Annotated in this window: 20 protein-coding genes and 1 tRNA gene; 10 read left to right on the forward strand and 11 right to left on the reverse strand. The window is 72.4% G+C overall.

Annotated elements, in window-relative coordinates; all coding sequences use genetic code 11:
* Positions 1-11 precede the first annotated feature (11 nt).
* The 3 genes from E4622_RS11510 to E4622_RS11515 all read left to right on the forward strand — a co-directional run bounded on the left by E4622_RS11510 (position 12) and on the right by E4622_RS11515 (position 2,043).
* Entirely contained in the window at positions 12-836 is an 825-nt protein-coding gene (locus E4622_RS11510; protein ID WP_134740315.1) for a DUF4097 family beta strand repeat-containing protein, read from the forward strand.
* A gap of 82 nt (positions 837-918) precedes the next feature.
* Positions 919-1,077: a hypothetical protein gene (locus E4622_RS22780; RefSeq protein ID WP_167736054.1), complete on the forward strand. Its 159-nt coding sequence runs from the start codon at positions 919-921 to the stop codon at positions 1,075-1,077.
* A gap of 57 nt (positions 1,078-1,134) precedes the next feature.
* A complete protein-coding gene (locus E4622_RS11515; protein WP_134740316.1) occupies positions 1,135-2,043 on the forward strand; it encodes a DMT family transporter in 909 nt (302 codons plus the stop codon).
* A 10-nt stretch (positions 2,044-2,053) separates the two neighbouring features.
* Here the strand turns inward: E4622_RS11515 and E4622_RS11520 are convergent, their stop codons facing one another.
* A complete protein-coding gene (locus E4622_RS11520; RefSeq protein WP_134740317.1) occupies positions 2,054-3,004 on the reverse strand; it encodes a siderophore-interacting protein in 951 nt (316 codons plus the stop codon).
* Positions 3,005-3,066: 62 nt separating this feature from the next.
* A complete protein-coding gene (gene dcd / locus E4622_RS11525; RefSeq protein WP_134740318.1) occupies positions 3,067-3,642 on the reverse strand; it encodes a dCTP deaminase in 576 nt (191 codons plus the stop codon).
* A gap of 44 nt (positions 3,643-3,686) precedes the next feature.
* Here dcd and E4622_RS11530 point away from each other — a divergent pair, with 44 nt between their 5' ends.
* The 3 genes from E4622_RS11530 (at position 3,687) to E4622_RS11540 (ending at position 7,398) form a co-directional block, all read left to right on the forward strand.
* On the forward strand, positions 3,687-6,455 hold the full coding sequence (locus E4622_RS11530) for a response regulator (RefSeq protein WP_134740319.1): 2,769 nt from the start codon (positions 3,687-3,689) through the stop codon (positions 6,453-6,455).
* Between the two features lie 29 nt (positions 6,456-6,484).
* Positions 6,485-7,291 carry an SGNH/GDSL hydrolase family protein gene (locus E4622_RS11535; protein WP_134740320.1) on the forward strand — a complete coding sequence of 269 codons (807 nt, stop codon included), beginning with the start codon at positions 6,485-6,487 and terminating at the stop codon, positions 7,289-7,291.
* 31 nt (positions 7,292-7,322) lie between these two features.
* Positions 7,323-7,398 (forward strand) — tRNA-Gly (locus E4622_RS11540).
* 105 nt (positions 7,399-7,503) lie between these two features.
* Here E4622_RS11540 and E4622_RS11545 read toward each other — a convergent pair.
* The 5 genes from E4622_RS11545 to E4622_RS11565 are packed head-to-tail and all read right to left on the reverse strand — an operon-like array spanning position 7,504 to position 14,225.
* Entirely contained in the window at positions 7,504-8,421 is a 918-nt protein-coding gene (locus E4622_RS11545) for a hydroxymethylglutaryl-CoA lyase (RefSeq protein WP_134740321.1), read from the reverse strand.
* Entirely contained in the window at positions 8,418-9,041 is a 624-nt protein-coding gene (locus tag E4622_RS11550; protein WP_209021884.1) for an isochorismatase family protein, read from the reverse strand. The genes E4622_RS11545 and E4622_RS11550 overlap by 4 nt, the downstream gene beginning before the upstream one ends.
* Positions 9,042-9,046: 5 nt before the next feature.
* Entirely contained in the window at positions 9,047-10,918 is a 1,872-nt protein-coding gene (locus tag E4622_RS11555) for a hydantoinase B/oxoprolinase family protein (protein WP_134740322.1), read from the reverse strand.
* Position 10,919: 1 nt separating this feature from the next.
* Positions 10,920-13,016, reverse strand: coding sequence for a hydantoinase/oxoprolinase family protein (locus E4622_RS11560; protein WP_134740323.1), 2,097 nt, complete (start codon positions 13,014-13,016; stop codon positions 10,920-10,922).
* A 9-nt stretch (positions 13,017-13,025) separates the two neighbouring features.
* The gene (locus E4622_RS11565; RefSeq protein WP_134740324.1) at positions 13,026-14,225 is read right to left on the reverse strand and encodes a CoA transferase; all 1,200 of its coding nucleotides are present in this window, start codon (positions 14,223-14,225) and stop codon (positions 13,026-13,028) included.
* A 189-nt stretch (positions 14,226-14,414) separates the two neighbouring features.
* On the opposite strand from E4622_RS11565, the gene E4622_RS11570 reads away from it, so the two are divergent.
* Entirely contained in the window at positions 14,415-15,095 is a 681-nt protein-coding gene (locus E4622_RS11570) for a GntR family transcriptional regulator (protein WP_134740325.1), read from the forward strand.
* Positions 15,096-15,105: 10 nt separating this feature from the next.
* The gene (locus E4622_RS11575) at positions 15,106-15,744 is read left to right on the forward strand and encodes a DUF2461 domain-containing protein (RefSeq protein WP_134740326.1); all 639 of its coding nucleotides are present in this window, start codon (positions 15,106-15,108) and stop codon (positions 15,742-15,744) included.
* Here the strand turns inward: E4622_RS11575 and E4622_RS11580 are convergent, their stop codons facing one another.
* The 3 genes from E4622_RS11580 to E4622_RS11590 form a co-directional block, all read right to left on the reverse strand.
* Positions 15,745-16,518, reverse strand: a complete 774-nt coding sequence (locus E4622_RS11580) for a hypothetical protein (protein WP_134740327.1) — start codon at positions 16,516-16,518, stop codon at positions 15,745-15,747.
* Positions 16,515-17,000, reverse strand: coding sequence for a SigE family RNA polymerase sigma factor (locus E4622_RS11585; RefSeq protein WP_134740328.1), 486 nt, complete (start codon positions 16,998-17,000; stop codon positions 16,515-16,517). The genes E4622_RS11580 and E4622_RS11585 overlap by 4 nt, the downstream gene beginning before the upstream one ends.
* Before the next feature lie 213 nt (positions 17,001-17,213).
* Positions 17,214-17,666: a nuclear transport factor 2 family protein gene (locus E4622_RS11590; RefSeq protein ID WP_134740329.1), complete on the reverse strand. Its 453-nt coding sequence runs from the start codon at positions 17,664-17,666 to the stop codon at positions 17,214-17,216.
* Positions 17,667-17,783: 117 nt separating this feature from the next.
* Between E4622_RS11590 and E4622_RS11595 the strand changes: the two genes are divergently transcribed.
* Complete coding sequence (locus E4622_RS11595; RefSeq protein ID WP_134740330.1) at positions 17,784-18,635, forward strand: hypothetical protein; 852 nt, start codon at positions 17,784-17,786, stop codon at positions 18,633-18,635.
* Positions 18,636-18,854: 219 nt separating this feature from the next.
* Here the strand turns inward: E4622_RS11595 and E4622_RS11600 are convergent, their stop codons facing one another.
* A complete protein-coding gene (locus E4622_RS11600; protein WP_134740331.1) occupies positions 18,855-19,313 on the reverse strand; it encodes an Rrf2 family transcriptional regulator in 459 nt (152 codons plus the stop codon).
* A 192-nt stretch (positions 19,314-19,505) separates the two neighbouring features.
* On the opposite strand from E4622_RS11600, the gene E4622_RS11605 reads away from it, so the two are divergent.
* Positions 19,506-21,365 carry an acyl-CoA dehydrogenase gene (locus E4622_RS11605; protein WP_134740332.1) on the forward strand — a complete coding sequence of 620 codons (1,860 nt, stop codon included), beginning with the start codon at positions 19,506-19,508 and terminating at the stop codon, positions 21,363-21,365.
* Positions 21,366-21,395: the final 30 nt, after the last annotated feature.

Below are 21,395 nucleotides of genomic sequence, written 5' to 3' on the forward strand. Positions count from 1 at the left end.
AGAGGACCGCCATGACCGTGCACCACTTCGAGACGCTGCACCCCGTGCGCCTGTACGTCGAGCTCGGCAAGGGCTCGGTGCGGGTGAGCGCCACCGACACCACCGAGTCCCACGTCGAGGTCTCCGGCCGCGACGCCGCCGACGTGCTCGTCGAGCAGGCCGGTGACCAGCTCACGGTCGTCGCACCCCGCCAGCGCGGCGGCTTCCTCAGCGGCGACTCGGCGCTGCACGTCGTGGTCACCGTGCCCACGCACAGCGACGTGGCCGTCAAGAGCGGCAGCGCCGACATCGACTGCCGCGGCACGTTCGGGGCCGGGCAGGTCAAGAGCGGCTCGGGCGACGTCATCCTCGAGGCGTTCGGGCGCCCCGCGACGATCGAGACCGGCTCGGGCGACATCCGCATCGAGCGGGCCGAGTCCGAGCTGCGCGTCAAGAGCGGCTCCGGCGACGTCCACGTGGAGCACACCGCCTCGGCCGTGGCCGTCTCCACGGGTTCCGGCGACGTCCAGGTCGGCACCAACAACGGCCCCGCCGTCGTCAAGACCGGCTCCGGCGACCTCAAGGTCGTCGAGGCCACCCACGACGTCTCGCTGTCCACCGGCAGCGGCGACCTGCACATCACCACCGCGAGCCGCGGCCGCTTCACGATCAAGGGCGCCTCGGGCGACGTCCGGATCGGCATCCCCGCCGGGGTGCCGGTCTGGACCGACATCTCGACCATCACCGGGCGCATCCACTCCACCCTCCAGGGCGCCGGACAGCCCGAGGAGGGCGCCGACCACGTCGAGGTCCGCGCCAAGACCGTCAGCGGCGACGTCGTCCTCACCGAGGTCTGAGCCTCCCGCCACCGTGCACCCACCGTCACGACCCCGCCCACCACCACCACCACCGCCACCACCACCGAAACGGAGCACCACCATGAGCGCCTTCGACCCCCTGATGCTGACCCTGGCCCGCCACCAGATCGACGAGCGCGTGGCGCGGGCCGCGCGCCCCGTGCGCGAGGCACGACCCACGCGCCGCCACGAGCGCACCGCCCGCCGGCTGCGCGCGCTCGCGGACCGCCTCGACTCCTGACGCCCGCTTCCTGAAACGCAGGTGCCGACCGGCACCGCGCTCTGCCACCATCGACCCGTGACCCCGGCCCGTCTGGGCCTGCTCCAGGTCTCGCTCGCCGGCATCCTCTGGGGCACCGGAGGCCTCGCCGTCCAGGTCGTCCGCGACGCGACGCCGATGTCCGTCCTGGTCATCAGCGCGTGGCGGATGCTCGTCGCCGCGGTCGTCCTCGGTCTCGCGGTCCTGCTGCTGCGCCGTCTCGGCGCGGTGGCCGACCTGCTGCGCGAGCAGCCCCGCCGCGCGGTGCTGGTGGGGGCCAGCACGGCGGCCTACCAGGCGCTCTACTTCGGCGCGGTCGTCCAGGTCGGCGTCTCGGTCGCGACCGTGGTCAGCCTGGGTCTCGCGCCGGTCCTGCTGACGGTGGGCGAGTCCGTGCGCGCCCGGCGGCGGCCGACGCCCACGAGGCTGCTGGTCCTGGCCGCCGCCGTGGGCGGGCTGCTGCTCGTGAGCGTCGGCGCGGGCGGCGGCGCCGGTCCGCACCCGGTGCTCGGCGTGCTGGCGGCGGTCGGGTCGGGGTCGGCCTACGCGCTGACCACGGTCCTGGGCCGCCCGCTCGCGCAGACCTGCGGACCGCTGGCGCTGACCACGACGACCACGACGGTCGGCGCCGTCGTGCTGCTGCCGCTGGCCCTCGTGAGCGGGCTGTCCGGCAGCCCGGTCGTGACCGCCGACGCGGTGGCCGTGGCCACGCTGGCCTACCTCGGCCTGGTCACCATGGCCCTCGCCTACGCCCTGCTGTACGCCGGCCTGCGCACCACGTCGGGCAGCACAGCCGTCATCGCCACCCTGCTCGAGCCCGCGACCGCCGCGGTGGTCGCGGCCGTCTTCCTCGACGAGCGGATCGGCGTGGCCGGGATGGCCGGGACGGCCCTGATCCTGGCCGCCGTGGCGGGGCTCGGCGAGGAGCCCGCGGTCCCTCCGGGCTAGCGGTCCCGGCTCAGGACTTCATCGCGACGCCGAGGCGCCAGTAGCCCATGAAGGCCACCTGCCGCCGGTCGACCTCGAGGTCCTTGACCAGAGCCCGGCGCAGCCCGGTGACGAGCCGGGACTCCCCCGCGATCCAGGCGTAGAGGCCGTCCAGGTCGTGGCCGACCACGGTGACGGCCTCGTCGATGTCCTCGCCGGAGGAGGAGTAGGTCGGGGTCTCCCACAGGTCGGGGTCGACCTCGTCGACCTCGGGCAGGTCGAGAGGCGCGCCGAGGTGGTCGAGCACCGCCTGCGTCACGGCGACGCCGCGCTCGGCGCCGTCGCGCGGCAGCCAGGTGACGGTGACGCCCACGGGATGGCGGACGGTCTGGACGTCGGCGCTCAGCGGCACCTCGAGGTACGCCGCCCCGCGCGCGTCGACGGGCAGGTCGGCCAGGATGCTCGCGATCGCCGGTACGGCGGTCTCGTCACCGGCGAGCAGCAGCCGGTCCGCCGCGCCGGGCACGAACTCGATGCCGCCGAAGGGCACCCCGCGGCGCGGCGCCATCACCACCAGCCGGTCGCCGACACTGACCTGCTCGGCCCAGGCCGCGCCGGGTCCGAGCGGCCCGTCGCCGACGTGGAGCACGATGTCCACGACCAGGCGGGTGTCCGCGCCGGACCCGCGCACGTCGCGCACCGTGTAGGTGCGCATGTGACCGCGCTCCTCGGCCGGTCGCTCGAACCACGCCGCCATCGCGGCCTCGTCGACGCCGGCCACGTGCGGCACCCCGTCGGTCCCGGGGAAGACGAGCTTGATGCGCTGGTCGTAGAGCGGGCCGTCGACCCCGAACTCCGCCAGCGCGGGCGAGCCGAGCTCCACCCGGACGAAGCTCGGCGAGAGCCGGTCGACCAGGACCACCTCGACCTGCTCGAGCAGGAGCGGCAGGTCGTTGGAGGTGGCGGAAGAGGTGACGGTCATCGGCGAGTCCTCGGTGAGGTTGTCCTAAGTTAGGACGACCTTACCTGCGGTCCGGCCGACGGTCAGATCGGGGTGCGGTGGAAGTTCTGGAACGACCGCGACGGCGTGGGCCCGCGCTGACCCTGGTAGCGCGAGCCGTACTTCTCCGAGCCGTAGGGGTGCTGCGAGGGCGAGGTGAGCCGGAAGAAGCAGAACTGGCCGATCTTCATCCCCGGGTAGAGCTTGATCGGCAGGGTCGCGACGTTGGCCAGCTCGAGGGTGACGTGGCCGGAGAAGCCGGGGTCCACGAAGCCGGCGGTCGCGTGGGTCAGCAGGCCCAGGCGGCCCAGGGAGGACTTGCCCTCCACCCGCGCGGCGACGTCGTCGGGCAGCGAGACCACCTCGTAGGTGGAGCCGAGCACGAACTCACCGGGGTGCAGGATGAACGGCTCGTCGCCCTCGGGCTCGACCTCGCGGGTCAGGTCCGACTGGTCGGCTGCCGGGTCGATGTGGGGGTAGCGGTGGTTCTCGAAGACCCGGAAGAACCGGTCGAGCCGCACGTCGATGGACGACGGCTGCAACATCGCCGGGTCCCAGGGGTCCATGGCGACGCGGCCGGCGTCGATCTCGGCCAGGATGTCGCGGTCGCTCAGCAGCACGGCACGACCTTAGTGCCTGACCTGGCCCGCGAACGGGCGGTCTCGTGGGACCCTGGACCGTGCAGCTCTCCCGTCAGGTCGGTCGCGTCAGCCGGACCGCCACCGCGGCCGTGGCCGGTGCGGTCCTGACGAACATCGTGCTGCTGGGCTACCTCGGGCTGCACGCCGACCCCGTCACGGCCCGCGCCTCCGACGCCGGGCGCGAGATCCGCCTGGCCCACCTGGCGATGCTCGACCAGGAGACCGGCCTGCGCGCCTACCTCATCACGGGCAACGACCGCGACCTGGAGCCGTACGAGGCGGGCGTCGAGGACCTCCGCGAGCACCTCGCCGAGGCCCGTGAGTACCTCGCCGACGAGCCGGGGATGCTCGCGCTCCTGGACACCCAGGAGCAGGCCATCGAGCGGTGGTCGCAGCGGTGGGCCGAGGAGGCGGTGCGCGACGGGCGGGAGATCGCCGCCAACGACCGCGGCGCCGAGAAGCGCATCTTCGTGGACACCGGCCGGGTGCTGTTCGACACCTACCGCGCCGCGCAGGAGGACACCGAGAGCGCCGCCAACGACCTGCGCGCCGACGCCGAGGCGCTGCAGCAGCAGGCCGTCCTGGTGGCGTTCGTGGTGCAGGTGCTCGTGCTCGTCGTGGGCCTGCTGGTCGTGCGCCGGCGCGCCCGCGCCCTCAGCGCGTCGGTCGTCGAGCCCGTCGACGGGCTGCTGAACACCATCGGCCACCTGCGCGACGGCGACCTGAGCTCGCGCAGCACCCCGGAGGGACCGGCCGAGCTCAAGGCGATCGGCCGCGGCCTGGACGAGATGGCCGAGGCGCTGGAGACCGAGCGCGCCACCACCCGCCGCCGCTCCGAGGAGCTGATCGAGGCCCGGCGCGAGGCCGACGAGGCCAACGCCGCCAAGTCGGCGTTCCTCGCCACCATGAGCCACGAGATCCGCACCCCGATGAACGCCGTGATCGGCATGTCCGGGCTGCTGCTCGACACGCCCCTGAGCGACGAGCAGCGCGAGTTCGCGGAGACCGTACGCCGCAGCGGGGACTCGCTGCTCACGATCATCAACGACGTGCTGGACTTCTCGAAGATCGAGTCGGGCGAGCTCGAGCTGGAGAAGCACGACTTCGTGCTGCGCGACTGCGTCGAGAGCGCCCTGGACCTGCTGGCCGCCCAGGCCTCCGCACAGGGCCTCGACCTGGTCTGCCAGATCGACCCCGACGTGCCCCCGGTCGTCGAGGGCGACGTCACCCGCGTGCGACAGATCCTGGTCAACCTGCTCGGCAACGCCGTGAAGTTCACCCAGCGCGGCGAGGTGCTGCTGACGGTCAGCACCGTGGGGGACGAGCCGGACGACAAGGGTCGCCGGACCCTCTCCCTCGCGGTGAGCGACACCGGTGTCGGCATCCCCGCCGAGCGCATGGACCGGCTCTTCCGCTCCTTCAGCCAGGTCGACAGCAGCACCACCCGCACCCACGGCGGCACCGGCCTCGGCCTGGCGATCAGCCTGCGGCTCGCGGAGGCGATGGGCGGCCGCCTGGACGTCACCAGCACCCTGGGCAGCGGCTCGACGTTCACCCTCGTGGTGCCGCTGCGACCGGGCCTGGAGGTGGAGGACCGGGTGCGGGTCGCCCCGGCCGAGCTGCCCGGCAAGCGGGCCCTGGTCGTCGACGACAACGCCACCAACCGCCGCATCCTGCGCGCGCAGCTCGAGGCCTGGGGCATGACCGTCGACGACCACGGCCACCCCGGCTCCGCGCTCGCCCACGCCGGCCAGGCCGCGACGCCCTACGACGTCGCGCTCCTCGACATGAACATGCCCGGCCTCGACGGCGCCCGGCTGGCCGCCGCGCTGCGCCGGCTGGACGGCTGGGAGGCGGTCCCGGTCATCCTGCTCACCTCGCTGGGCGAGCGGGTCGCGGTGCCGCAGGTGCCCGACGCCGTCCACCTGACCAAGCCGGTCAAGGCCGCCGCGCTGCGCACCACCGTCGCGCGCGTGCTCGGCTCCACCGAGAGCGAGGCCGACGGCACGCCGTCCCTCGACCACGTCGGCCGCCTGCGCCTGCTGCTCGCCGAGGACAACCCCGTCAACCAGCGGGTCGCGGTGCTGATCCTCGAGCGCCTGGGCCAGCGCCCGGTCGTGGTCGGCAACGGCCAGGAGGCGCTGGAGGCCGTGCGCAGCGCGCCCTACGACCTGGTCCTGATGGACGTGCAGATGCCGGTGATGGACGGCCTCGAGGCGACCCGGCGGATCCGCGCCGAGCTGCCGGCGGCCCGCCAGCCGCGCATCGTGGCCATGACGGCCAACGCGCTCAACGACGACCGCGACGCCAGCCTCGAGGCCGGCATGGACGACCACCTCGCCAAGCCCGTGCGGGCCGAGGACCTGGTCGCGGTGCTGGCCCGGGTCCGTCGCCGCTTCCCCGAGCCCGAGCCGGAGCCCCCGCCGTTGGAGCCGGAGCCCTCGTCCTCGACCGGACCGGCGGTCGACCCGGCCGCCCTCGACACCCTCACCGAGCACCTCGGCGCCGGCGCCGACGACTTCCGGGAGTCGCTGGTGCACGCCTGGCGCCGCGAGTCGCGTCACCAGATCGAGCTGCTCGACGTCGCCGCGACCGGCGACGACCGCGACGGGGTGGGCGCCATCCTGCACAGCCTGCGCTCCTCCAGCGCGGCCCTCGGCGCGGTCGCGCTGGCCGCGGTGTGCCAGTCGATCGAGACGACGCTGCGCGCCGGTGACCCCCTCGACCTGGTCGCGGCCGCCTCGTGCGTCCACCACGAGGTCGACCGCGCCGACGAGGCCTTCGGCGCCTGAGCACCCACCCGCCGGGCAGGATGGGCACCATGTCATCGGCGCCCTTCCACCGCTACGTCGCCCTCGGCGACTCCTTCACCGAGGGCTACGGCGACCCCGACCCGGACCGCCCCAACGGGCTGCGCGGCTGGGCCGACCGGGTCGCCGAGGTCCTGGGCGCCCAGCAGGAGGTCCGGGGCGAGGACTTCGGCTACGCCAACCTCGCGATCCGCGGCCGCAAGATGGACGCGGTCCTCGCCGAGCAGCTCGCCCCGGCGCTCGCGCTGGAGCCCGACCTCGTGACCGTCTACGCCGGCGCCAACGACATCCTGCGCCCCAAGGTCGACCTGGACTCGCTGGTCGCGCGCTACGACGCCGCGCTCTCCGACCTGGCGGCCACCGGGGCCCGGCTGCTGGTCTTCACGGCCTTCGACCCGGGCGGCTCGGCGACGTACAAGATGCTGCGCGGGCGCTTCGCCCTCTACAACGAGCTGGTGCGCGAGAGCGCCGACCGGCACGGCGCGGACGTCGTGGACTTCTGGCGGCTGCGCGAGTACCGCGACTGGCGGCTGTGGGACGACGACCGCATGCACATGGGCCCGGCCGGCCACCAGCGCATGGCCATGGAGGTCCTCGACGTCCTCGGCGTCGAGCACGACCTGCAGCCGCTGACGCTGCGCGAGCTGGCGCTGCTGGGCCGCCGCGAGCAGCTGCGCGAGCACGCCGCGTGGGTGCGCACCTCCGCCGCGCCGTGGGTGCACCGCCGGCTCACCGGCCGCTCCTCGGGCGACACCGTCGAGCCGCGCCACCCCACGCTCGGCCGGGTGGTCTCACCGCAGCGGCAGCCCTCGATATAGGCTGACCCGCGATCCGGTCCTCCGGGTCAGTGCGGACGTAGCTCAGTTGGTAGAGCGCGACCTTCCCAAGGTCGATGTCGCGAGTTCGAGTCTCGTCGTCCGCTCCACGCGCTCGTAGGTTGAGGAAGGCGCGCCAGCGCCTGTCTCGAAACCCAGCGAGACGAACGGCGACCGTCCTCACCGAGGGTTTCGAGACAGGACTTCGTCCTTCCTCAACCCCCGAGGGTCGGGAAGTCGCCGGCGCGCAGCAGCGCACCGGGGAGCCGCTTGCCGAGCCGGTCCTCGAGCCAGGTGACGGTGTCGACGGTCGTGGCGAGGTCGAGGCCGGTCTCGATGCCGCTGCGGGCGAAGAGGTAGACGAGGTCCTCGGTGGCGACGTTGCCGGTGGCGTTCGGGGCGAACGGGCAGCCGCCCGCGCCGCCGATGCTGGCGTCGAGGGTGGTGACGCCGGCTGCGACGGCCGCCACGGCGTTGGCCACGCCCGTGTGGCGGGTGTCGTGCAGGTGCACCCGCAGCGGCAGGTCCGGGCCGGCGACCTCGCGGACCAGGGCGAAGCGCTGGGTGAGGTCGCCGGGCACCGCGACCCCGATCGTGTCGGCCAGGGCGAGCTCGTCGGGGCCGGTGTCGACCACGCGGCTGACGACCTCGCGCAGCCGCGCGAGCGACACCTCGCCCTCGAAGGGGCAGCCGAACGACGCCGCGACGGTCACGGTCGCGAAGACGCCGGCCGCCCGCGCCTGGGACACCAGCGAGCCGGCGGTGACACAGGCCTCGGCGGTGCTCATCCCCTGGTTGCGTCGGCAGAAGGTGTCCGAGACGACCACCACCACGTCGATCTCGTCGACGCCGCCGGCCAGCGCTCGGTCGAGCCCGCGCTGGTTCATCACCAGGCCGGCGTAGCGCACACCGTCGGGACGGGGCAGCGCCGCCATGAGCTCGTCGGCGTCGGCCATCTGCGGGACCTTCGAGGGGTTGACGAAGCTGGTGACCTCGATGCGCCGGGCGCCGGCGCGCACGGCGCGCTCGACGAGCTCGAGCTTGTCGGCGGTCGAGAGCACCGTCGCCTCGTTCTGCAGGCCGTCGCGGGGCGCCATCTCCACGATCTCGACGCGGGCGGGCGTGGGGCTCATCGCTGCTCCTGCAGGTAGGCGAGCGCGGCGGGCTCGTCGACGACCTCGGCGTACTTGGCCGCGAGGTCGAACAGGTTGGCCTCGTGCGGGCCGGGATCGCGGTCGCCGACGGCGTCGGCCACGACCAGCGGGACGAAGCCGTGCTGGATCGCGTCGACCGCGCTGGCGCGCACGCACCCGCTGGTGCTGACGCCGACGATCACCACCGTGTCGACCCCCATCGACTGCAGGGTCGACGCCAGCGTGGTCCCGAAGAACGCCGACGCGTACTGCTTCACCACGACCAGCTCGTCGGCGCGCGGGGCGACCGGCTCCATCAGCTCCCCCATCGGCCCGTCGCCGACGAGGCTCGCCAGCGCCGGCACCTTGCGGAAGAACACGCCGCCGTCGACGCCCCCGGGGCCGAACGTGACCCGCGTGTGGATCACCGGCACCCCGGCAGCCCGCGCCGCCTCGACGACACGAGCCGCGGAGTGCAGGCAGGCGTCGTCGGGCAGGCACAGCGGGCTGTCGGCGTCGAAGTAGGCGCGCATCAGGTCGATGGCGAGCACCACCGGCCTGGTGCCCGGCTGGAGCGCGGCGCCGAACGCCGCGCCCAGCCGGGGATCGGGGTCGGACACGGGCGTCACCTGACGATCGGGGGCCGGGGAGCGGGCAGCCCGGTCTCCTCCAGGGCCCTCTCCAGGATGGTCTCCAGCGAGGGTCCCATGTCGAACGTCGGCAGCGGGGAGGGCCGGCCGCGGCCCAGCTCCTCGCGCAGCGCCGTCGTCGCGCCGTCGTCGACCACGCCGGCCTCGTCGCAGACCACGCCGTAGCGGCGCGACCCCTCGGCGCTGACCAGGCCGCGGCGTACCTCCAGCGAGACCAGCTCGGGGTCGCGGGCCAGCGGGTCGCCCCAGCCGCCGCCGCCCCAGGTGACGAAGTGGAGCAGGTCACCGGGCAGCACGGGCACGTCGTGCACCTTGCTGCCGAGCACCTCCGAGGTCCCGTCGGCGCGGTCCAGCCACTTGCGGCTGCGCGCGCCCGGCTCGCCGCCGTTGACGCCCCACGGGTAGGTCAGCCAGCGGTCGTCGTGGATCGCGATGGTGCCGGCCTCGAGGAAGCGGTAGGCGACCTCGACGGCGTTGCCGCCGCGGTGCAGGCCGGCGCCGCCGGTGTCGGTCACGGTCTCCCAGCGCTCGATGCGCAGCGGGTAGTAGGACTCGAGGTACTCGCAGGGGATGTTGACGAACGACGGCCACAGCGAGTGGCCGTCGGGGCCGTCGCCGATCGGGCGGCCCGGGATGCCGCCGAAGCCGATCGAGTAGAGCTGGAACCACTCGCCCTTGCGCTCGCCCTCGCCGTAGTTGCCGGAGTACATGAAGTGCGGCGAGGAGGAGAAGCCGGCCGCGTTGAGCAGGTCCGGGTTGGTCTGGCCGAGCAGGCCGCCGAACAGGTCGAAGACCCGACCGATGCCGTGGTTGCGGGCGTTGAGCGCGGCGGGGTACTTCGGCTTCCAGAAGGAGTCGTCGGGGATCTCGACGTCGACCAGCGGGTAGAAGCCGTCGTTCCAGACGATCTGCGGGTCGGCGACGGTGATCATGTAGATGCCGAAGAACATCCGGACGAGGTTCTCGTTGATGTAGTAGTTGATCGGCCCCTGCGCCTGCGGGCTGCTGCCGGTGAAGTCCAGCAGCACCTTGTCGCCGGTGCGGGTCAGGCTCAGCTTGAGCTCGTAGGGCCCGTAGCCGAGGCCGTCGTCGCAGATGTAGTCGGCGAACTCCAGCGTCTTGCCCTCCTCGAACACCATCGCGAGCAGCACCTTCATCGCGCGGTAGTTGCGCTCGAGCAGCGCGTCCAGGGCGGAGTTGTAGGTGTCGACGCCGAAGCGGGCGCACAACTCCTGCACGCGGCGGGCGGCGGTGCGGCAGGCCGCGACGATGCCGTTGAGGTCGGCGCGGTTCCAGTCGGGCTTGCGGACCTGGTTGAGGATGATCCGCAGCGCGTCGTCGTCGAGCACGCCGGCCTTGTAGAGGCGGAACGGCGGGATGACCACGCCCTCCTCGAAGATCGTGCGCGCGTCGGTCGGCATCGACGCGGGGCTCTTGCCGCCCACGTCGGACATGTGCCCGAACATCGCCGACCAGCCGACGATGCGGCCCTCGAAGAAGATCGGGATGACCACGAGCCAGTCGTTGGCGTGGCTGATCGCGGCGCCGCACGAGTAGGGGTCGGAGGTCAGCAGGACGTCGCCCTCCTCGATCGTCCCGTCGAAGTTGTCGAGGAAGTCGGGGATGGACAGCCCGAACTGGCCGACCATCATCTTGCCCTCGTGGTTGGCGATCAGCGGGAACTCGTCGTGCTGCTCGCGGATGCCCGGCGACAGCGCGGTGCGGAACAGCACCTCGTCCATCTCGTAGCGGGCGTTGCGCAGGGCGTTCTCGACGAGGTCGAGGGTGACCACGTCGACGTCCACCGAGCGCATCGGCTCGGTGTTGGTCTCGATGAGCCGAGCCATGTCAGTTCTCCTTGCCGTCGGCGGAACCGGGGGTGGACGTGTCGGTGGGGCGGATGAGCAGGCTGCCGCTCGGGTGGACCGTGGCCGCGTGCCCGGGCAGCACGAGCGTGGTGGAGTCCATCTCGGTGACGATCGCGGGACCGGCGACGACGTCGCCGGCGCGCAGCCGGGCCCGGTCGTAGATGCCGGCCTCGACCTCGGCGCCCTCGACCCACACCGCGCTGCGCTCGACCAGCGCCGCGGCGGGGTCGCCGTCGCCGTCCTCCAGCACGGGCGCCGCCACCTCGGGCCGGGGCCCGTTGGCGGTGGCGCGCACGGTGACGAGCTCGTGCTCGTTGTCGAGGACGAAGGAGAAGAGCCGCTCGTGCTCGACGTCGAACGCCGCCCGCAGGGCGGCGATGCCGGCGCCGTTGCCGTCGAAGGAGTCGATGTCGACGGTCACCGGGATCTCGAAGCCCTGGCCGTGGTAGCGCAGGTCGGCGGAGTAGACGAGGCGCTGGTCGGCCTCGGCCACGCCCTCCTTGGCGAGCGTCTCGCGCGAGGTGGCGCCCAGCTCCTGGAGGATCTCCAGGAGGCTGTCGTCGCTCAGCTCGTCGAAGCGGCGCACGAGCGTGCGCACCGACTCGTCGCGCAGGTTGGTGGTCGCGTCGCCGTAGGCGCACAGCACGCCGGGCGACGGCGGGATGATCACCGGCCACGCGCCCGTGAGCCTCCCGAGGGCGTTGGCGTGCAGGGGTCCGGCGCCGCCGAAGGCCACCAGCGCGAAGTCGCGCGGGTCGAAGCCCTGCTGGACCGAGACCAGCCGCAGCGCGCCGAACATGTTCTCGTTGACGATGTCGATCATCCCCGCGGCCGCGGCCTCGACCGAGCCGAGGGCCGTGGCGTCGGCGATGGACGTGACCGCCGCACGGGCCGCCTCGCGGTCCAGCGTGATCTCGCCGCCCGCGAGGTCGGTGGGGAGGTAGCCGAGCACCACGTTGGCGTCGGTCACCGTCGGCTCGGTGCCGCCGGCGGCGTACGCCGCGGGGCCGGGGGACGCGCCCGCCGACTGCGGACCGACGCGCAGCGCCTGCGTCAGCTCCGGCACGTGGGCGATCGAGCCGCCGCCGGCCCCGACCGTGCGGACGTCGACGGAGGTGGCGCGGACCTTGAGGTCCCCCACCGTCGTCTCGCGGCCGACCCGCGGGGTGAGGTCCTGCACCAGCGCGACGTCGGTGGACGTGCCACCCATGTCGAAGGTGAGAAAGTCCTTGAAGCCGGCCTGCTCGGCGACCCAGGTCGCGCCGGTGACGCCGCCGGCCGGGCCGGAGAGCAGCAGGTTGACCGGGTTGTCGGAGGCGACACCGGCGGAGACGAGACCGCCGTCGCTGCGCAAGATGCAGAGCTTGCCGTCGACGCCGGCGTCGACGAGCTGGGACTCCAGGTTGGCGACGTACTTCCTCACCTGCGGCTGGACCGCGGCGTTGGCGACGGTGGTGATCGTGCGCTCGTACTCCCGCAGCTCGGGCAGCACGGACGACGACAGCGACACCGCGATGCCGGGCAGCAGCTCGGCGGCGATCTCGCCGACGCGGCGCTCGTGGTCGGGGTTGGCGTAGGAGTTGATGAGGCTGATGCTGAGCGCCTCGATGCCCTGGGTGGCGAGCACACCGAGCTTGCGGCGTACGTCGTCCTCGTCGAGCTCGGTCACGACCGAGCCGTCGGCGCCGATGCGGCCGACCACCTCGACGGTGTCCTCGAGCGCGGCGAGCGGCTCGGGCTTGGGCCAGATGATCCAGCCGGCCAGGCCACCGGGCACGAAGGAGCGGGCGATCTGGAGGACCTGGCGGAAGCCGTCGGTGGTCACCAGGCCCACGCGGGCGCCCTTGCCCTCGAGGATCGCGTTGGTGGCCACCGTCGTGCCGTGGAACACCTCCGAGATCTCCGACATGCTCACGCCGGCGGCGGCGCACGCGCGCTCGATGCCGCGGAGCACCCCGACGGACTGGTCCTCGGGGGTGGAGGAGGTCTTGGCGCGGTGGGTCTCGCCGGTCTCCTCGTCGATCAGGAGGATGTCGGTGAACGTGCCACCCACATCGACGCCGAGTCGGTAGGTCATGGTGCCTCCTCAGATCACGCCGGCCGAGCGCAACGACGACAGCATGTCGTCGTCGAGACCCAGCAGGCCGCGGTAGATGTGGTCGTTGTGCTCGCCGAGCTCGGGTCCGACGTGGCGGACCCGACCGGGGCTCTCCGAGAGCTTGGGGGCGACGTTGTGCATGGCGAACTCGCCCAGGTCGGGGTGCGCGAGGCGCACGATGGCCTCGCGGGCGGCGAAGTGGGCGTCCTCGAACATGTCCTTGGCGCGGAAGATCCGGCCGGCGGGCACGCCCTGCGCGTGCAGCTTCTCCAGCAGGTCGTCGGCGCCGATCGTCGAGCTCCACTCAGCGATGACGCCGTCGAGCTGCTCCATCCACTGGCCGCGGGCGCTGTGAGTCGCGTAGCGCTCGTCCTCGGCCAGCTCGGGCTGCTCCATGGCGGCCACCAGACGCTTGAAGACGGTGTCCTGGTTGGCCGCGATCAGCACCATCTCGCCGTCGGCGGTGGGGTAGACGTTGCTCGGCGAGACGTTCGGCAGCGTGGTGCCCGTGCGCTCGCGCTGGTAGCCGGCGACCTGCCACTCGGGCACCAGCGACTCCATCATCGCCAGCACGGCCTCGTAGATCGCGGAGTCGACGACCTGCCCGCGGCCGGTGCGCCCGCGCTGGTGCAGTGCGACGAGAGTGCCGAGGCAGGCGAAGACGGCCGCCAGCGAGTCGCCCAGGGAGATCCCGGCGCGAGCGGGCGCCCGGTCGGGGTCGCCGGTGACGTAGCGGATGCCGCCCATGGCCTCGCCGATCGAGCCGTAGCCGGCGCGCGACGCGTAGGGCCCGGTCTGCCCGAAGCCGGTGACGCGGGTGATGACCAGTCCGGGGTTCGTCTCCCACAGGGTCTCGGGCGCCATGCCCCAGCGCTCCAGCGTGCCGGGCCGGAAGTTCTCGATCAGCACGTCGGCCTCGGCGATGATCCGCCGGACGAGGTCCTGGCCGGCCTCGGTGCGCAGGTCGGCGGTGACCGAGAGCTTGTTGCGGGCGACGACCGGCCACCACAGCGACGTGCCGTAGGGCTTCTCGCGGCCCCACTGGCGCATCGGGTCGCCCTTGCCCGGGTCCTCCACCTTGATCACCTCGGCCCCGAAGTCGCCGAGCAGCTGGCCGCAGAAGGGCCCGGCCAGGAGCTGGCCGAGCTCGACGACGCGGAGGTCGTCCAGGGGAAGGGGCTGGTCCATGAAGGTCCTGTCTCGTCGGGGACGTGCAACTTGCATACAACCCGGGCCGTGGGCTGGGTCACACACGGCGTCGTGCGGCGAACCTAGGACCGCTCCGCGCCATCGGTCAATGGCTTGTCTCAGAAGTTGCATACAATTAACGCTTGCCCGGGTTTTGTTACGGCCCCGCGCTGATAGCCTCGCCGCACCATGACCGAGACCACCCCGGCGACCGCCGAGACCGGCACCGGCGCCGCGGCCGACCACGCCTACCGACTGGTGCGCGAGCAGATCCTGTCCGGGCAGCGCGCCGGCGGGGAGTGGCTGCGCGAGGGCGACCTCGCCGACCACCTCGGCGTCAGCCGCACCCCCGTCCGCGAGGCCCTGCGCCGCCTCACCGCCGAGGGCCTGGTGCGCTACGAGCGCAACCGCGGCGTGCAGGTCCAGGCCTGGAACGCCTCCGACCTCGACGAGATCTTCAGCCTCCGCTCGGTGCTGGAGCCGTGGGGCTGCCGGCTGGCGGCGACCAGCGGGCTGGCCGACCTGGCGACACTGGACGCCCTGGCCCACGAGATGGACGAGAGCGTCGCCGGTCGCTCCCCCGACCTCGACCGCCTCACCGAGCTCAACAACCGCTTCCACCGGCTGGTGCTCGAGGGCTCGGGCAACTCCCGGCTCCCGGGCCTCATCGCGTCGGTGGTGCAGGTGCCGCTCGTGTGGCGCACGTTCTCCCGCTACCCGCCGGAGGCCCTGGCGCGCAGCCTGGCCCACCACCACGAGCTCGTCTCGGCCCTCACCGCCGGCGACCCCGACTGGGCCGAGTCGGTGATGTGCAGCCACGTGCGGGCCGCGTGGTCGTCCATCCGCGAGGGCGTCGAGGCCACGTCGTAGCCTCGTCGGCGTGGAGTTCACCGGTTTCCCCGTCGCGGCGTTCGACTTCTACGACGACCTCGAGGTCGACAACACCAAGTCCTACTGGGCCGCCCACAAGGGCGTCTACGAGGAGGCGGTCCTCGCGCCGATGAAGGCGCTCACCGCCACGCTCGAGCCGGAGTTCGGCGCGGCCAAGATCTTCCGGCCCTACCGCGACGTGCGCTTCGCCAAGGACAAGACGCCCTACAAGACCCACCAGGGGGCCTTCGTCGCCTCGGGTCCGGCGACCGGCTGGTACGTCGAGATCGCGCCGCGCGGCATGCGGGTCGGCGCCGGCTTCTACGACGCGTCGGGGCCGCGCCTGACCGCCGTACGCGAGGCGGTGGCGGACGAGAAGACGGGCCCGGCGCTGAAGCGGATCCTGGCCAAGCTGGAGAAGGCCGGCTTCGAGATCACCGGCGAGCGGCTCAAGACCACGCCCCGCGGCTACGACGCCCAGCACCCGCGCATCGACCTGCTGCGCCACAAGACGCTGACGGCGGGCAAGCCCTACGGCTTCGCCGACTTCATCCACACCGCCGAGCTGCTCGACCACGTCCGCGAGGACTGGCGCGCGCTCAAGCCCCTGGTGTCGTGGCTCGAGCGCGCGTTCGCCCGCGCCGACTGATCACTCGAACCAGATGCCGCTGAGCGCGGCCCGGCGCAGCTGCGCCACGGTGAAGGGCGGCTCGTCGGCGAGCAGCTCGGAGCCCTTGCTGGACGCCGCGTTGTGGGAGACGACCATGACGTCCCAGCCGTCGGCGGTGTAGGCGGTCACGAAGCGCGAGGAGACCCCGCCGTCGACGGCCGGCCCGGTGTTGACGTAGGTCGCGACCCAGGAGCCGTCCGGCCCGGGGACGCACCCGCCGAGGCCACCCTGCTGGCAGCGCTTGCGCGGGCCGGCCGCCGTGCCGATCTGCTCGCCCGTGTCGATGCTGTAGGGCAGGGAGTACTCGGCCGGCGTGATCCCGACGCGCACGGCGAAGCCCTGCCACTGGAAGTCGACGATGGGCGCCTCGTCGACGACCTCCTTCTGGGGCAGCTCGGTGATCTCGCCCGGGAACAGCTCGGCGAACGTCGCCGGCACCTGCGCCTGGGTGACGGCGAGGGGGCGGCGGGTCGGCGCGGTGGGTGTCCTCGGCTCGGGCGTCGGCGTGGGCGTGGGGTCGGCGGCGACCGCGCCCTGGCGCGGCACGGACCCGTCGGCGTCCAGGAGCTGCGGGACCACCGCGGCGCTGGCCGCGACGAGACCGACCACGGCCGCGGCGGCGATCCCGCCACCGACCCGGTGGCGGCGGCGCAGGCGGCGACCGCGCGCCGTACCGCCGGTGACGAGGCGGTCCACGTCGGGCTCGAGCAGCGACGCCGCCCGCTGGAGGGTGCTCGTGCTGTCGTCGTTCATGTCGTGCTCCTGTCCCGCGCACGGGCGAGCGCCCGCATGCTCCGGTTCTTCACGGCTCCGGGAGTGAGACCCAGCTGGTGCGCGACGTCCTCGACGCCGAGGTCCTCGACGAACCTCAGCACCAGCACGGCGCGGTCCAGCGCCGACAGACCACCGAGCAGCTCCTGCAGGTCCAGCCGCAGGTCCGCCCCGCCGCTGGGGTCGGCGAGCGGCGCGTCCGGCAGGTCGGCGTACGGCACCTCGCCGCTGCTGCGACGCCGGCGCCCGCTGATGAAGGTGCGCGTCAGCGTGGTCTGGGCGTACGCCGCCGGGTTGTCGATGCGGCCGCCGAGCGGTCGCCGCCACCGGGCGTAGAGCTTGGCCAGCGTCTCCTGGACGAGGTCCTCGGCCGTGTGGGCGTCGCCGCACAGCAGGTACGCCGAGCGGTACAGCTGCGCGGCGCGCGAGCGCGCGAACTCCTCGAACTCCGCGTCGGTGGCCATGTCACTCCTGGTCGGGCCCACGGTGGGCCCTCACCCTCTCCGACGCGGGTCGGGCCGTCCAGGTCACACCCGTTCCACCGTTTGTCCGGCGTGCTCGTGCTGGTGGAGTTTCACCGGGTACCCGGTGAAACTCACGCTTCCCGTATGAAGCTTCGTACGGGAAGCGTGAGTTTCGTGACGGCGGTGTGACGGGTGGGGCGGACTCGTGCGGCCTCAGGCCTTGGTGAAGCTCGCCATGGTGCGGTCGGGCTCCCAGAAGGCCTTCATCGAGGCGACGGTGCCGTCGTCGTGGACGACGTAGACCATGATCAGGTCGGTCGTGGTGTGGCTGCCGTCGGGGAACGCCGTGCGGATCGAGCCGATGTTGGCGCAGGTGTTGCTGCCGGGGTTGGCGAAGGAGTCGGTGATCGTGAACTCGAACGTCGCGATCGGAGCGATCGCCTGCTCCCAGAAGGCCCTGATCCCGTCGTGGCCGCGGTGCCCCTTGCCCTCGGGGTCGAACATCGACGGGCCGACGGGGTCCTCGAGCACCGCGTCGGGCGCGTAGACGGTGAGCCACTCCTCCAGGTCGCCCTTGGCCACCGCGGAGTAGGACCGCTGGGAGGCGGCACGAGCCGGGTGCGGGTCGTTCGGGGCGTTCCAGATGATGGCGTCCGACGTGATCATGGGGGCATCGTAGGCGGGAACTGAAACACGTTCTAGTGTGCGGCCCTTCCGCCAGCGGCCCTGCTGCCGACACGAGGGGTTCACCTGCCGCTCACTGCGCTCGGTCACCCTGGCGGCATGGCCAAGCGCTCGGCATACCTGCACGTCGGCCTCGACGACCGCTCCGGCGACATCCTCGAGCCCGCCCTCCAGCGGCACGCGCACGCGCTGTCCGCGCTGGGGGTGCACGCGCCGGCCGCCTCGACCGACGAGATGTTCCGCGCCGCGATCGAGATCCTGCGCAGCCACCGCACCTGGGGCTACCGCCGCAAGGAGGTCGAGGGCGCGTGGGCCGGCATCTGCCGGCGCGGCCAGCGCGGCACCGGCACCCTGGTCTTCTCGCAGCCGCTGCTCGCCGAGGCCACCACCGACCAGATCGAGCTCCTCCTCGACGGCCTGCGCGGCTTCAAGCGCCACGTCGTCATCACCGTCGCCGCCCCTGACACGTGGACGCCCGGCGATCTCGACCTGGGGCCGCTGCTGGACCGCTGGATCACGGCCGTCGGCCGTCCCGACCGCGTGCACGTGATCGTGTCGCCGCCCGTACGCCGCCCGGCCACGACCTGGAAGGCCTTCGGCAAGGTCGTCGGCTTCGGGACGGCGTCACTGTCGCTGGACGGCGTCGAGGTCTCCACCGTCGCGCGCCCGCCGCGCCTGGTCTCGACCGAGCGGCACGCGGCCCTGCGCGACCTCGGCCGCCGCTGGGCCGGTCAGATCGTCAGCCGCGACGTCGACGTCCGCGGCGACCTCGCGGACCTGGTCCCCGCGGTCGCGCCCGCACCCGACCCGGTCTCGCTGATCGCCCCCACCGACGAGGCCCTCGCCGAGGCACTGCGCGCCGTCGAGCGGCTCGAGCGCCGCAACCGGACGCTCGAGACGCGGGTCGGCGAGCTCGAGCAGCCGCGGCGGCGCTGGGGGCGCAGCGCCTGACGCTCGGTGGTCGAGCCACCCCGGTGGTCGAGCAGCGAGCGCAGCGAGCGCACGTCGAGACCCCGTGCGTCGAACGGCTTGCTTGCGGCCGCTTGCGGGCTGGCGTCACCGCATAGGTCGGTGGATTTCGACGCGCTCGCGCGACTTCGTTCCTCAGTCGCGTCGCTTGCTCAATCTCCCTGACCCCACGCCGTGCGCTCGTTCCTCGCGCACGGCTGGTCAGTGAGGCTGCCAGGCGTCTTCGTCGGCGGTGCGGGAGGTGACGGCCTTGGGGAGCTTCTGGTCGGCGAGCTGCTGGATGGAGACCTGCTCGAAGACGTCGCGCAGCGAGCGGCGGGCGGCGATCCAGACGTGCTGGAGGACCTCGGCGGAGGCGTTGTAGCTGACCGCCTCGGGGCGCAGGCCGTAGACCGAGACCAGGGGGCCGTCGACGGCGCGGATCACGTCGGCGACGCTCACCTCTCCGGGCGGGCGGCCCATGCGCCAGCCGCCGGACTGGCCGCGCTGCGACATCACGATGCCGGCGCGGCGGAGGTCGGCGAGGATCGCCTGGAGGAAGCCGTGCGGGATCTCCTGGAGCTTGCCGAGCTCCTCGGCGCTGACCGCGCGCCCGTCGGCGCGCTGGGACATCTCGATCAGCGCTCGCAGGGCGTAGTCGGACTTGGCGGAGACACGCATAGGGCGAGTGTGTCAGATATCCCTATCCGAACACTGCACCAACAGGCCTTCGGAGCATCGGGAGACGCCGGTCACGCCCCCCAGCGTTCGCTTGCGCCGCTCAGTCACGCTGCCTATCATCATGTTACCGGTCAGTAGCGAACGCTGCCCTGCCAGAGCCGGGCACCCCGAGATCACAGAAATGGTGGGCCAGTGAGCCACTACAAGAGCAACCTGCGCGACATCGAGTTCAACCTGTTCGAGGTCCTCGGCCGCGACGAGGTCCTCGGTCAGGGCCCGTTCGCCGAGCTCGACGGCGAGACCGCGCGCTCGGTCCTCGTCGAGGTGGAGCGCCTCTCGCGCGAGGACCTCGCGGCGTCGTACGAGGACAGCGACCGCAACCCGCCCGTCTTCGACCCCACCACAGGCACCGCGGACCTCCCCGAGTCGTTCAAGAAGAGCTACGCGGCCTGGATGGACGCCGAGTGGTGGCGCCTGCAGCTCATGGAGGAGCTCGGCGGTCAGCCCGCCCCCTCCAGCCTGCTGTGGGCGCTCGGCGAGATGGTGCTCGGCGCCAACGCGCCGGTGTGGATGTACGCCGCCGGCGCTCCGTTCGCCAACATCGTCTACCGCAACGGCAACGAGCGGGACAAGCGGATCGCGCAGCTCATGGTGGAGCGCCAGTGGGGCTGCACCATGGTCCTCACCGAGCCCGACGCCGGCTCCGACGTCGGCGCCGGCCGCGCCAAGGCCACGCTCAACGACGACGGCTCGTGGAACATCGAGGGCGTCAAGCGCTTCATCACCTCGGCCGAGCACGACATGAGCGAGAACATCATGCACCTCGTGCTGGCCCGTCCCGTCGGGATCGACGGCGTCGGCGGCCCGGGCACCAAGGGCCTGAGCCTCTTCCTCGTGCCGAAGTTCCACTTCGACCACGAGACCGGCGAGCTGACCGGCGAGCGCAACGGCGCCTACGTCACCAACGTCGAGCACAAGATGGGGATCAAGGTCTCCAACACGTGCGAGGTCACGTTCGGCGACGCAAACGTCCACGGCGGCGAGCCCGCCAAGGGCTGGCTGCTGGGCGAGGTCCACGACGGCATCGCGCAGATGTTCCAGGTCATCGAGAACGCCCGGATGATGGTGGGCAGCAAGGCCATCGCCACCCTGTCGACCGGTTACCTCAACGCCCTCGACTACGCCAAGGAGCGCCGCCAGGGCGCCGACCTGACGCAGTCCGGCGACAAGACCGCCCCGCGCGTCACGATCACCCACCACCCCGACGTGCGCCGCTCGCTGATGACGCAGAAGTCGTTCGCCGAGGCGATGCGCTCGCTGGTGCTCTACACGGCCAGCTGGCAGGACAAGGTCATGCTGGCCGAGCACGCCGGCGAGCGCGACGAGCTGGCCGAGAAGGTCAACGACCTGCTGCTGCCGATCGTCAAGGGCTACGGCTCGGAGCGCTCGTGGGTCCTGCTGGGCACCGAGTCGCTGCAGACCTACGGCGGCTCGGGCTTCCTGCAGGAGTACCCCGTCGAGCAGTACGTCCGCGACGCCAAGATCGACACCCTCTACGAGGGCACCACGGCGATCCAGGGCCAGGACTTCTTCTTCCGCAAGATCGTCAAGGACCAGGGCAAGGCGCTGGGCCACCTGGCCGGCGAGATCCAGTCGTTCATCGACTCCGAGGCCGGCAACGGTCGCCTCAAGGTCGAGCGGGCGCTGCTCGCCACGGCCCTCGAGGACGCCAACGCCATCGTCGGTCACATGATCAACGACCTGATGTCGGCCGAGGGCGAGATCCGCAACATCTACAAGGTGGGCCTCAACACCACCCGCCTGCTGATGGCCCTCGGTGACGTCGTGTGCGGCTGGCTGCTGCTCAAGGGCGCCGAGGTCGCACTGGAGAAGCTCTCGGGCGACCCCGGCAAGGACAAGGCGTTCTACGAGGGCAAGGTCGCGGCCGCGCAGTTCTTCGCGCAGACCAACCTGCCGCGCCTGACCGCCGAGCGCGCCATCGCCGAGAGCATCGACCTCTCCCTGATGGACCTGGACGAGTCCAGCTTCTGACTCACCGACCGCTGACCCGCCCGACACCTT

Source organism: Nocardioides sp. 503, from assembly GCF_004522095.1.
GTDB lineage: Bacteria > Actinomycetota > Actinomycetes > Propionibacteriales > Nocardioidaceae > Nocardioides.

Bases quoted from the DNA above. Each gene is read 5' to 3' on its own strand.
- E4622_RS11510 (WP_134740315.1), top strand. From the start codon at position 12: ATGACCGTGCACCACTTCGAGACGCTGCACCCCGTGCGCCTGTACGTC.
- E4622_RS22780 (WP_167736054.1), top strand. From the start codon at position 919: ATGAGCGCCTTCGACCCCCTGATGCTGACCCTGGCCCGCCACCAGATC.
- E4622_RS11520 (WP_134740317.1), bottom strand. From the start codon at position 3,004: ATGACCGTCACCTCTTCCGCCACCTCCAACGACCTGCCGCTCCTGCTC.
- E4622_RS11535 (WP_134740320.1), top strand. From the start codon at position 6,485: ATGTCATCGGCGCCCTTCCACCGCTACGTCGCCCTCGGCGACTCCTTC.
- E4622_RS11545 (WP_134740321.1), bottom strand. From the start codon at position 8,421: ATGAGCCCCACGCCCGCCCGCGTCGAGATCGTGGAGATGGCGCCCCGC.
- E4622_RS11555 (WP_134740322.1), bottom strand. From the start codon at position 10,918: ATGGCTCGGCTCATCGAGACCAACACCGAGCCGATGCGCTCGGTGGAC.
- E4622_RS11560 (WP_134740323.1), bottom strand. From the start codon at position 13,016: ATGACCTACCGACTCGGCGTCGATGTGGGTGGCACGTTCACCGACATC.
- E4622_RS11565 (WP_134740324.1), bottom strand. From the start codon at position 14,225: ATGGACCAGCCCCTTCCCCTGGACGACCTCCGCGTCGTCGAGCTCGGC.
- E4622_RS11570 (WP_134740325.1), top strand. From the start codon at position 14,415: ATGACCGAGACCACCCCGGCGACCGCCGAGACCGGCACCGGCGCCGCG.
- E4622_RS11580 (WP_134740327.1), bottom strand. From the start codon at position 16,518: ATGAACGACGACAGCACGAGCACCCTCCAGCGGGCGGCGTCGCTGCTC.
- E4622_RS11585 (WP_134740328.1), bottom strand. From the start codon at position 17,000: ATGGCCACCGACGCGGAGTTCGAGGAGTTCGCGCGCTCGCGCGCCGCG.
- E4622_RS11590 (WP_134740329.1), bottom strand. From the start codon at position 17,666: ATGATCACGTCGGACGCCATCATCTGGAACGCCCCGAACGACCCGCAC.
- E4622_RS11595 (WP_134740330.1), top strand. From the start codon at position 17,784: ATGGCCAAGCGCTCGGCATACCTGCACGTCGGCCTCGACGACCGCTCC.
- E4622_RS11600 (WP_134740331.1), bottom strand. From the start codon at position 19,313: ATGCGTGTCTCCGCCAAGTCCGACTACGCCCTGCGAGCGCTGATCGAG.